Source organism: Haloarcula sp. H-GB5 (assembly GCF_054850705.1).
The window spans coordinates 386,286-396,898 of sequence record NZ_JBTWBG010000003.1 but is presented as its reverse complement, the minus strand read 5'-3'; the positions used below and the strand labels follow the sequence as shown (position 1 = coordinate 396,898).

14 protein-coding genes and 1 pseudogene are annotated in these 10,613 nt (G+C 62.6%); 2 read left to right on the top strand and 13 right to left on the bottom strand.

The window, feature by feature from the left end:
• The 6 genes and pseudogenes from ACYJ11_RS17295 to trxA form a co-directional block, all read right to left on the bottom strand.
• Positions 1-334: pseudogene (locus ACYJ11_RS17295) on the bottom strand (DUF1641 domain-containing protein); the annotation flags it as partial.
• Positions 335-336: 2 nt separating this feature from the next.
• A complete protein-coding gene (locus tag ACYJ11_RS17290; RefSeq protein ID WP_461648719.1) occupies positions 337-1,482 on the bottom strand; it encodes an NAD(P)/FAD-dependent oxidoreductase in 1,146 nt (381 codons plus the stop codon).
• On the bottom strand, positions 1,479-1,715 hold the full coding sequence (locus tag ACYJ11_RS17285; RefSeq protein WP_461648718.1) for a sulfurtransferase TusA family protein: 237 nt from the start codon (positions 1,713-1,715) through the stop codon (positions 1,479-1,481). Before ACYJ11_RS17285 ends, ACYJ11_RS17290 begins: the two co-directional genes overlap by 4 nt.
• A gap of 144 nt (positions 1,716-1,859) precedes the next feature.
• On the bottom strand, positions 1,860-2,453 hold the full coding sequence (locus ACYJ11_RS17280; RefSeq protein WP_461648717.1) for a class I SAM-dependent methyltransferase: 594 nt from the start codon (positions 2,451-2,453) through the stop codon (positions 1,860-1,862).
• 2 nt (positions 2,454-2,455) lie between these two features.
• Positions 2,456-2,674 (bottom strand): YgaP family membrane protein, encoded by a 219-nt coding sequence (locus ACYJ11_RS17275; RefSeq protein ID WP_058991778.1) that lies wholly within the window; start codon positions 2,672-2,674, stop codon positions 2,456-2,458.
• 493 nt (positions 2,675-3,167) lie between these two features.
• Entirely contained in the window at positions 3,168-3,581 is a 414-nt protein-coding gene (trxA, locus tag ACYJ11_RS17270) for a thioredoxin (protein ID WP_461648716.1), read from the bottom strand.
• 449 nt (positions 3,582-4,030) lie between these two features.
• On the opposite strand from trxA, the gene ACYJ11_RS17265 reads away from it, so the two are divergent.
• Entirely contained in the window at positions 4,031-4,471 is a 441-nt protein-coding gene (locus tag ACYJ11_RS17265; RefSeq protein WP_461648715.1) for a DUF302 domain-containing protein, read from the top strand.
• Position 4,472: 1 nt separating this feature from the next.
• Positions 4,473-5,033, top strand: a complete 561-nt coding sequence (locus ACYJ11_RS17260; RefSeq protein WP_461648714.1) for a class I SAM-dependent methyltransferase — start codon at positions 4,473-4,475, stop codon at positions 5,031-5,033.
• 100 nt (positions 5,034-5,133) lie between these two features.
• Here the strand turns inward: ACYJ11_RS17260 and ACYJ11_RS17255 are convergent, their stop codons facing one another.
• Genes ACYJ11_RS17255 through ACYJ11_RS17225 form a run of 7 tightly spaced genes read right to left on the bottom strand, consistent with a single transcriptional unit; the run spans position 5,134 to position 10,425 of the window.
• Positions 5,134-5,823 (bottom strand): urease accessory protein UreF, encoded by a 690-nt coding sequence (locus tag ACYJ11_RS17255; protein WP_188978386.1) that lies wholly within the window; start codon positions 5,821-5,823, stop codon positions 5,134-5,136.
• Positions 5,820-6,404 (bottom strand): urease accessory protein UreE, encoded by a 585-nt coding sequence (locus ACYJ11_RS17250; RefSeq protein ID WP_461648713.1) that lies wholly within the window; start codon positions 6,402-6,404, stop codon positions 5,820-5,822. Before ACYJ11_RS17250 ends, ACYJ11_RS17255 begins: the two co-directional genes overlap by 4 nt.
• Positions 6,404-7,303 carry an urease accessory protein UreD gene (gene ureD / locus ACYJ11_RS17245; protein WP_461648712.1) on the bottom strand — a complete coding sequence of 300 codons (900 nt, stop codon included), beginning with the start codon at positions 7,301-7,303 and terminating at the stop codon, positions 6,404-6,406. The genes ACYJ11_RS17250 and ureD overlap by 1 nt, the downstream gene beginning before the upstream one ends.
• A complete protein-coding gene (gene ureG / locus ACYJ11_RS17240; protein WP_461648711.1) occupies positions 7,303-7,926 on the bottom strand; it encodes an urease accessory protein UreG in 624 nt (207 codons plus the stop codon). The genes ureD and ureG overlap by 1 nt, the downstream gene beginning before the upstream one ends.
• The gene (locus tag ACYJ11_RS17235; RefSeq protein ID WP_461648710.1) at positions 7,923-8,309 is read right to left on the bottom strand and encodes an urease subunit gamma; all 387 of its coding nucleotides are present in this window, start codon (positions 8,307-8,309) and stop codon (positions 7,923-7,925) included. Before ACYJ11_RS17235 ends, ureG begins: the two co-directional genes overlap by 4 nt.
• On the bottom strand, positions 8,306-10,012 hold the full coding sequence (gene ureC, locus ACYJ11_RS17230) for an urease subunit alpha (RefSeq protein ID WP_461648709.1): 1,707 nt from the start codon (positions 10,010-10,012) through the stop codon (positions 8,306-8,308). Before ureC ends, ACYJ11_RS17235 begins: the two co-directional genes overlap by 4 nt.
• A complete protein-coding gene (locus ACYJ11_RS17225; RefSeq protein WP_461648708.1) occupies positions 10,009-10,425 on the bottom strand; it encodes an urease subunit beta in 417 nt (138 codons plus the stop codon). The genes ureC and ACYJ11_RS17225 overlap by 4 nt, the downstream gene beginning before the upstream one ends.
• Positions 10,426-10,613 lie beyond the last annotated feature (188 nt).

Here is a 10,613-nt window from a genome sequence, read left to right as displayed (position 1 = left end):
CGGCGAGTTCGGCCAGTTCGTCGAGCGTGCCGCTTCGCTGGAGCACGAGCAGGGTTTCGAGGGCATCCTGCAACTCGTCGCCGTTCTCACCGACGGTCTCGGCCAGGGCAACGGTCTCGTCGGTCGCAAGCCCGTCTGCGGACTCGGCGAGCGTCGAGCCCGTGGCCGAGAGCTCACGCACCATCTCGTCGGAGAGCGCGCTCTCGCCCAGCGAGAGCACGTCCAGCAGTTCGTTGACGGCGTCGAGGTGTTCGATAAACTCGGCGACAGCTTCGGGGTTCTGCTGGATCGCCGCTTCGAGGTCGGTCTGCTCGGAGACCTGTTCTCCGGACATGGTCAGAGCAACCCCCGTGCGGTGAGCCAGTAGGACTCGTTGTACGCCAGCTTCGACCAGTGGAGTTTCTCCGAGGGCGGTGCCGGCGACGGCTGGTTCTCGTAGTCGAACTCGACGAACGACGCCGCGTCCATTCCCGTCTCGATGAAACACAGCGTCTTCCCGTCGTAGGTCGCTGTCGGCGGACGACCGCGGATTTCGCTGGCGAGGCGCTGCCCGACGACGCCGGCCTGGTAGTGGGCGACGCTGCCCGCGTTCGGGACGCCGGTGTCGGCGGTATCGCCGAGCGCGTAGACGTTGTCGACAGCCTGCGCTTCGAGCGTGTGCTTGTCGACGTCGACCCAGCCATTGTCGCCGAGCCCCGCCTCTTCGATGAGGTCGATACCGCCGTGGGGTGGAATCGTCACGAGGAGATCGTAGTCGAGTTCGGTCCCCTCCATCGACGTGATGGTCTTCGCCTCGGGATCAATCGACTCGGCGTTGAAGAACGTCTCGACCTCGATGCCGCGGTCGTCCATGATCGGCCGGGCCCACTCGGCGATATGGGGGTTGCCGTGGACGCGCTGGATCGGGTACGTGTAGGTGATGTCGACGTCCTCGCGGAGCCCGCGCTCGCGGAGCCAGTCGTCGGCCATGAAGACGAACTCGAGTGGTGCAGCCGGGCACATATGGGGCGTCCCGATGACGCTCAACACGAGATGCCCCTCGGTGAACTCCAGCAGTTCGTCACGGAGGGCGGTCGAGCCCGCCTCACTGTAGTAATCGTACCCGCCTTCCGCGAGGCCGGGAATCCGTTCGGGCTCTAGCGTCGACCCGGTCGCCAGCACGAGGTAGTCGTAGTCGACTGCCGGGGCGGTGCCGTCGAACCGTAGTCGCTGGGCTTCGGTGTCGATTTCGGTCACGCGATCGATTCGAAGATCGACGGCGTCGTCGACGAGTTCATCGAGCGGTCGCCGACCGTCTTCCGGTTCGCGTTGGCCGAACGGCACGTACAGCCAGACTGGCTTGTACACGTGGTCGGACCCGTCGTTGACCAGCGTGACTCGGACGTCGCCGGCGTCGAGTTCGGCATCGAGTCGATCGGCGAGGTCGTTCGCGAGGACGGTGCCACCGGTCCCGCCGCCGACGATGACGACGTGCTCAGTCATGATTTCTCCACGTAGAACGCGTTATGATCGTCGAACTCCTCGACGGCAAGCAGTTCGTTGTCGGCCTCTTCGGCCCACTCCGGAACGTCCGTGAGCGACTGGTCGCTGTCGCTCAGGAGCCGAACCACGTCACCGGCTTCGGCATCTCGGATCTGTCCGATGAGGTCCATCAGCGGACCGGGACAGGCTGCGCCTCGGGCGTCGACGGTTTCGTCAGGTTCGATGTCAGTCATGGGAGTCTCACAGGAGGTAGTTAGGCCTCATCCGTATTAGTATTGTGCGTAAATTCCAAGATTATGAAAAATTGGGTCAGCGCAGTGAAACAAGATTATCGCAGGTGTGGCGAGTACAGCACCGCTGGGAGCGCGACGCTATATCTATCGGGTAAACACGAGGGCGTAGTGGTACGGCGGCAGTTCGACCTGGCTCTCAAGCGTGAAATCCGACGCAGAGAGCACCGCTTCCTCAGTTTCCTCGGGTGTCATCCGAAGCGCTGTCGGCGGTCCTCGCGGTTCGCCCGCGACGGTCGTGGCTTCGCGTGGACGGTCGTGCCAGTTCACGACGAGCAGGCTCCCGCCTGGCTCAATCGCACGGAACGCCTGCTGAATAAAGCCGGACTGGTCGTCGACGCCGTGTAACGTATTTGCTACCACGAGTGTGTTTACCCGGGTGGGGAGCGCCGAAGACAAGTTCCGGGCGTCGCCGTGGATCGGAACGATGTTCTCGACCCCCTGTTGAGCGGCGAGGTGTTCGAGTTCGTCGAGGAGGGCCGCATCCAGATCGAGCGCGTACACCGGCTCGGGCTCGACGATACGGGCGGCCGGGAGCGCAAAGTACCCGCTGCCACAGCCAACCTCGGCGACGGACTCGCCGGACTCGACGCCGAGTGTCCGGAGCGTCGCGCCCGGCGTCGGCCAGAGTTTGCTCCACCAGTCCCAGTCGGGCTGGCCGGTGTTCTGGAACCGGTCCATTCCTACCGAGAACCCGACGTGTCGATACCCACCAGTCGGTACAGGAGACACACCCGGACGAGGCCAGTCGCGACGAGGACGACACCAAGCAGTGTCACGACAGCACCGACTGTCGTCTCCAGACCCAACAGGCCGCCGAGCGTCGCCAGTCCAACAACTGCCAGCCCGAGGCCAACAGCGATGCGGGTCAGTCTGTCAGTGGCACCAATATTGTTCTCCATACCCACAAGTACACATTACAGATACCTAAGTCTTACTCGATGCACGGTGACCACCGGAGCGGTCAATCCAGGGAAAACAAATCTCGGCGGACTGCTACGGGGCTAGCTGTGAGGCCCACACTACCGGCAGTCTCGTGTAGACGGTTGCATTGTCGACGAGCACATCGACTGGGATGGTCTCGAACGTAGGCGAGGGGAGTCGCGTTGCTCATGCGTGGTCATTGCCGTCGAGGATATTTGCTGCCGTCAAGACCATTTTCGAGTGGTCGACGACCAACGACATATCGGCCATACCTTGTAATTAGATCAGTATACGCAAAAGTATTTCGAAGAGAATACAATACTGTGGGCTATTGACTGTTAAGACGCGAGCGCTGAGTGAAACGTTGTACACGACCGTCCGGTAGGTGTCCAGACGAATCGCTGCGAGTTCCCTGGCTTATGAGATGGGTTTTGCTTCCCGTTTCGCCCCAAGTGTGCCTAAGCGCCCGAATCAGGCGTATTCTGCGATAACGGAACGCAGTTGTGCTTCGTCCTGCATTCCGACGAGTCGCTCGACCGGCTCCCCGTCAGCAAATAGAACCAGCGTCGGGACACCCCGAACGCCGTACTCTGCGGCGAGTTCCTGATTCGCGTCGACGTCGATTTTCGCCACTGTCGCAGCGGTCTCGGCGGCGACGGTTTCGACGACGGGTTCGAGCATCTGGCACGGCCCACACCAATCGGCGTAGAAGTCGACCAGAACCACGTCGTTATCGGTGGTTATGTCGGACAACTCGGCTTTTCCATCGATCGAAACCGGGTCGGAGAGGTTTCCTGATTCAGATTCGTCGGTACTATCCGACTCGTCTCGGCTACGAAGCTCGTTCAGTTTTTCTCGTCTGATCTCCTCTAGCTCGTCAGTCATCACTACGATATTCGCACCGTACTCACTTGTATATTTGCACATTTAGTACAATACTATTGTCTCTGTGAGAGTCTATCGAGATTCAAGAGTGGAACCTCACCAACTGTGGATCTCCATGCTTGGCGTTCCCGTCGTCCCTTTGCGCAACCCCTAATTGAGCAAGGCCGTTTGACATCGGCTACCGATTGGCGTTAATTGTCTGGTGGAATTTCAGAAGCGTATCCGGCTCAGAAATCGTGCTAGTACTCGCTACCGACCTAATTTACTGACCACTTTGTAGCCATGTCTCTTCTGAGGGGCCGGCTAGTAGTCCATATCCGGCCGACAAGCTACAGTTGTAACATCGACGAGTAGTGACCTTTCTGCTCGATAAACAGTTTAAAACTCACTCATTGTTCTGACAGTGTATCCGAAGAGACTTTGTTCTGTAGGCACAATATAACACACTAATGGTACTCCCAATCGACCCGAGCCAGATCGACCCTGAAGACATCGGCGAACAACAGGCGACGCTCGACATGAGTCATGAAGACGCGATCGAACACGTCCGGGACGTGTTCACCGACGCCGGATTCGGTGTCCCCGTCGAGTTCTCGCCCTCCGAGATGCTCAACGAGAAGGTCGACGCGGCCCGTGATCCGTACTACGTGTTGGGTGCCTGCAACCCAGAAGTCGCTGACCGCGCCCTCGACGCGACAGACAACAAACTCGGTGCGCTCATGGCCTGTAACGTCGTCATCTGGGAGGAAGAGCCCGGACAACAGCGCGTCTATCACGTCTCGATTATGCGTATCGCCCGCCTCGTCGGGATGGCACCCGACAACGAGGAGATGGCAGACATCGTCGCCGACACTGGTGAAATCGTCGACGAGGCGTTCCAGAACCTCTAATATGGGGTATCATACGTTCGATGCCGGCCGGGCCGACAAGCTCGAAGACGCACAGCAACGGTATCGTTCCCTCTCCGCGGAAGAACTCCGCTGGGCGCTGTCGGCCAGTCGTGACGAAACGGTCGCAGACCTCGGGAGCGGGACCGGCTTCTACACCGACGATGTTGCACCGGGTGTCGACCACGTGTACGCCGTAGATATTCAAGAAGCGATGCACGACTACTACCGTGAGAAAGGTGTCCCAGACAACGTCGATCTCGTGACGAGTGGGATCGATGACCTCCCGTTCGATAGCAGTAGTCTCGACGCGGCGTTTTCGACGATGACGTACCACGAGTTCGCCAACGACGAGGCGCTGAGCGAGATTGCGCGGGTGCTCAAATCTGGTGGGACGCTCGCAATCGCCGATTGGGCGGCTTCCGGCAGTGGTCGCAACGGCCCGCCCGTCGATGAACGGTTTTCCGCTGACGAGGCCACGAACGCACTCCGACAGCACGGGTTCACGGTTGAGTTCGAGGCGGTGCGACCGGAGACGTTCTTGCTTGTTGGGAAGGCTGAATAACGGTCAACACTGAGCACCGGGACCTCTCGGTTTTTCGCTTCCTACGAAGGTCGGTTCGAGAACGGGACTGCTCGTACTGTTGCGCTCGAACGTACGAGGATTAACTGGCGAACAGCCGCCGCTCCGCACGTTCGTGCTCGGCAGCCAATACGTCTACCAGTGGGGCGAACGGCGTCATCGCATCCACTGCTCCGTCAGCACTCTCCTCGACAACGGCCGTCATCACCGGCTGTAGTTCGTCCAGAATCCGCTGGGCATCCGTGTGGCCGAGTGACAGAAGACGCTGGGCAGCGCCCAGCAGTCCGGTGACGAAGCCGTGACAGCACAGCAAGCAGGCCTCGCGGACGGCCACGTCGGCCAGCGCCGTCACGACGCCGAGCACGACGGCATAGTTCCCGGGTGTTTCGTCGGTGTCAACGCGCTCCGCGTACCTGTCTAGTGTCGTCTCGTCACGAAGGTCGGTCTGGAGCGAGAGCAACCGGTCGCCTGACTGCTGGGCACTCTCACGGAACTCTGCGGCCAGCGTCACGGCCGAAAGCCGCCGGTCAGCCCGACAGATTGCGTCGATATCGCCATCGGTCGCAGCGGCGTGTGCTGCCCGGAGCGCGACGAGTTCGGCGGGGCCGACTTGCCGTCGGAGGTACGTCGACAGGAGCGCTTCGAGGCCTGCCGCGTCTTCGACCCGGTCGTCCTGAATGAACTGCTCCAGCCCGTACGAGACGGTGTAGGTCCCGACTGGCAGGAACGAATCCGCGAGGCGGAACGATTCGAGCGTCGCAGCGTCGCTCACTGGTCCCCTCCGTCAATAGTACGGACGCCGTGGTCGTGGGCGTGGCCAGCGCCGCCGTGGCTGTGGCCACCGTCGTCATGTGTATCGGTGCCGTCACCGTGGGTGTGATCGACGCCGTCATCGTCGAACGTCGTCGGTGGCACGTACTCGTATCGCGTCGGTACGTCCGCAGGGAGCAGGTCGGCGACCGTCTTCTCCATCCGCTCCTTCGAGTCGGTTACGGGAAACAGGGCCTCCGTCCCACGGACTGCGAGGTTCCAGTGTCTGTTTCCGACTGCGTGACCGAGTTCCAGCGCTGCGGTCGGCGAAACCTCGCTATCAGCGAAATCGAGCACGAGAGCCTCGATTGCGGCGAGTTCGACGACGACGAGAGTGCCGTCCTCGGCTTCCAGTACGTCTCCATCCGCGAGGTCGTGGGCGACAACGATACCGAGGTCGCGGCCGTTTATCGTCTCAGTGCGGACTCTGGACCGACGGCGTTCGGTGTCCGAGAGTACGACAGTGGTGCTGTCAGTCGCTTCGACGGCCTCGGCGACGGATTTGTCGTCGCGGTGGCCGAGATACGTGTCTGCGACCAGCATCAGTACTTTCTCCCGGACGGTGCAGGCGCGTCCAATAGCTCGGTGCGTGCGTGGTCCCAGGCCGCGTGGAGCGTCGACTGGACGGTCTCGGCGCGGTCGCCGAGGGCACGAACGGCGACGCCGGCACCGTTCGGCAACGCTGTCGCGCCGGCCCGGGCCTCACTCTCAGTGACGACTGCGTGGAGCGCGTCGCTCAGTCTGGCCTCGTCATGGTCCGGTGCGAGAACGAACGTCGTCCCGTAAACAGTGAACTCGCCCAGAACGCCGGGGGCCGTGGGGTCCTCCTCCTCGGGCGTCAGGTGGGTCGCGTCCTCGAACAGGAGGCCGTCGGGCCCGGTCCCGCACACCCGGGAGAGGTATCGTTCGAACTCGAACCGTTCGCCCCGGGCGAGACGGCCCGGGACGACCACGTCGCTGACAACGGCAGTCGCGCCGGGGGCCAGATCGACGGTCAGTTCCTGCAGGTACCGGGAATCGGCGTGGAGGATCGTGGGTTCGGGGACGTAGTCTAGGTGGCCGCCATCGCCGACGCGAAGCGTCGTGTCGGCGGCGGCGTAGTTACACGTCATCGACTGGACTTTCGTCGAACTCTGTGTCGAGACGTGTGCGACGGCCTCGTCCCTGACGGTTATCGACACGTCGTGGCGGTCACCCTGGGCGACGCCGCCAGTCGGCGACTGGATGAAGACGGTATCGGCCTCGGGGAGTGGGTCGTAGCCCAGCGTTCCCGAGATGTGGAACGGGACCGTCGCGTAGTCGTGGACCAGGGTCGTTCCCTCAGCTGTCCGTTCGAAGGTCAGTTCGAGCACGCCGTCTTTCCCGGGGGACCCCACGGCGGCCTGTGGCACCGCTTCGGTCGCATACCCCTCGAACGCCGGATGGGGCGCGTCGGCGGCCATCAGGCGAACAGCACCCCGTCGCGGACGTGTGACAGCACCTCGTCGATATTCGTCTCCTCTTTGCAGTTGGTGAAGACGACGGGGCCGCCCCGAACCTCGTTAGCGTCCCGTTCCATCACGTCGAGGTCGACGCCGACGTGGGGGGCGAGGTCGGTCTTGTTGACGACGAGCAGGTCGCAGTCGACGACTCCCGGGCCGCGTTTGCGAGGGATGTCTTCGCCCTCCGCGACCGAAATGACGTACAGCGAGTAGTCGGCGAGTTCGGGGTTGAACGTCGCCGCGAGGTTGTCGCCGCCGCTCTCGACCAGCACGAGGTCCAGCTCCGGATGCTCGGCGAGGAACGAATCGATCTGCTGGAGGTTCATCGACGGGTCCTCGCGGATGCCCGTGTGCGGACACGCGCCGGTCTCGACGCCGGCGACGAGGTCTTCGGGGACGACGCCGGCGAAGCGCTCGCGGAGCACATCGGCATCCTCCTGTGTGAGGATGTCGTTGGCGATGACGCCCACGTCAAGGCCCTGGTCGCGCAGTTCGGGAACGAGCGCAGTCAGTAGCGACGTCTTCCCGGAGCCGACCGGGCCGCCGATGCCGACTGTTGCTACATCGCGGTGTGTGAGACTCATTCGTCTGTCCCCGCCGAGTCCCCGCCGTCGGTCGCCGCTTCTGTCTCTGTCGTTTCGTCGTCTGCCGACCCGACGCTGTCTGAGCGAATCGGGTCGTGAACCGTGACCAGTTTCGTCCCGTCGGGGAACACTGGTTCGACCTGAATCATATCAATCATCTCCGGGACGCCGTCCATCACGTCCTCGCGGCCGAGCAGTTTCGACGCGCCGGAGCGGATTTCGGCGACTGACTGGCCGTCCCGGCCGCGCTCGATGCACCAGTCGCTGATGTAGGCGACGGCTTCGGGGTGGTTCAGCGGGACGCCGCGTTCCTTGCGGCGCCGCGCGACCTCTGCAGCAGTAAAGACCGTGAGTCGCTCCTGTTCTTTGGCTGTGAGTTTCATAGCATGTATCGCTGCGCGAGTGGGAGTTCGGAAGACGGTTCACAGGTGACGTGGTCGCCGTCGACCCGGACCTCGAAGGTCTCCGGGTCGACTTCGATGTCGTCCGGACAGTAGCTGTTGTGCACCATGTCGTCCTTGCCGGGCGTCCGCGCACCCTCGATTGGAACGACACGGGAGTCAAGCCCGTACTCCTCGTCGATGCCGGCCTCGGCGGCCGCCGGGGAGACGAACGACAGCGAAAGGGCGTACTTGGCCTTGCCGACCGCACCGGCGCGTTCGCGCTGGAGGATCGGCTCGCAGGTCATCAGTGACCCGTTGGCTTCGCCCATCTCCGAGTGGACCGGGAAGCCGCCCTTGAACGTCATCGCCGGCTTGACGCCGAAGAAGGCGGGGTCCCACAGGCAGATATCGGCAAGCTTGCCGGGTTCGAGTGTCCCGACGTGCTCTTCGATGCCGGCGCTGATAGCGGGGTTGACGGTGTATTTGGCGATATAGCGCTTGATACGGTGGTTGTCCGCGCCGGTCCCTTCGTCCTCGGGCAGCGGGCCACGCTGGGATTTCATCTTCGAGGCCGTCTGCCACGTCCGCGGGATGACTTCGGCTATCCGGCCCATCGCCTGGGAGTCCGAGGTCATCATCGAGATCGCACCCATGTCGTGGAGCACGTCCTCGGCAGCGATGGTCTCCGCGCGAACGCGGGATTCGGCGAAGGCCACGTCCTCCGGTACGTCGGGGTTGAGATGGTGACACACCATCACCATGTCCAGATGCTCGTCGAACGTGTTGTCGGTGTAGGGCATCGACGGGTTCGTCGACGACGGGAGCATGTTCGGCTCGCCGACCATCTCCATGATGTCTGGCGCGTGACCCCCGCCAGCGCCCTCGATGTGGAACAGGTGCATGGTTCGACCATCGACGGCACCGAAGGTGTTCTCGAGGAACCCAGCTTCGTTCAGCGTATCTGTGTGCATGCACACCTGCACGTCCTCGTCTTCGGCGACTTCGAGACAGGTGTCGATCGTCTCCGGCGTCGACCCCCAGTCCTCGTGGAGTTTCAGCCCGCAGGCACCGGCCCTGACCTGCTCGCGGAGCGGGCCGGGGTCGGAGGCGTTCCCCTTTCCGTAGAAGCCGACGTTGACCGGCCACGCTTCGGCGGCCTGCAGGAACCGCTTGACGTTCTCAGGGCCGGTTGTACAGGTGGTCGCGCCGCCACCGTACCCCCCGCCAAACATCGTCGTGATTCCACCCGACAGCGCGTGTTCGTGGAGCTGGGCGGAGTTGAAGTGGACGTGGATATCGAGGCCGCCAGCGGTGGCGATCTTCCCCTCGGCTGGGTAGACATCCGTCGACGGGCCGACGACCATGTCGACGCCGTCCATCGTGTCGGGGTTGCCGGCCTTCCCGATGCCGGCGATTTCCCCGTTGCGAATCCCGATGTCGGCGGCGACGATACCGAGTATCGGATCGATGATCGTCGCGTTCGTCAGCACCCAGTCGAGCGCGCCCTCTGCCTGTGTGACGCCGGGAGCCATTCCCAGCCCGTCCCGGAGCGTCTTCCCGCCGCCGAACACCGCCTCGTCTCCGTGGGTGCGCAGGTCCTCTTCGACTTCGGCGAACAGCTCCGTGTCGCCGAGCCGGATTTTATCGCCCGTCGTCGGCCCGTATAGCTCGGCGTAGTTCTCGCGGTCGATATCTCGTGTCATTGGTCGGACTCCGCGTCGCTGTCGTCCGCTGCTTCCTCGCCGGTATCCCCGAACCCGGCTGCACGCATGCGTTCGACGGCGTTGCTCGTATCGCCGTCGACGCTCCCGTTGACCAATCCGTTCATTCCATGAGCGCGGCGCTTCCCGCCGATTTCGACGAGTTCGACTGTCTGCTCGTCGCCGGGTTCGAACCGGACGGCCGTGCCGGCTGGGATGTTCAGCCGCATCCCCATGGCCGCCTCGCGGTCGAACTCCAGGGCCGCGTTGGCCTCGAAGAAGTGGAAGTGCGATCCGACTTGCGAGGGCCTATCGCCGGTGTTCCCGACAGTCACTTCCGTCGTTTCCCGACCTTCGTTCAGCGACACTGTCCCCTCGCCTGGGATGACCTCGCCAGGCACGAGTCCGTCACTCATCGCGCCACCATCCCGAGAATTTCTGACTGTTTGTCTATCATCTGCCCACCTCTTTGAATACACATACTAAAATGATTGCTCTCTGCGCAAGTGACGCCTCTATATCGAGAATCGGATTAAATGCTAAAGTTTCAGACCTATATAAAGGGGTTCGACTATCGAACTGTCCTACTTCCGGGAGTCAACAC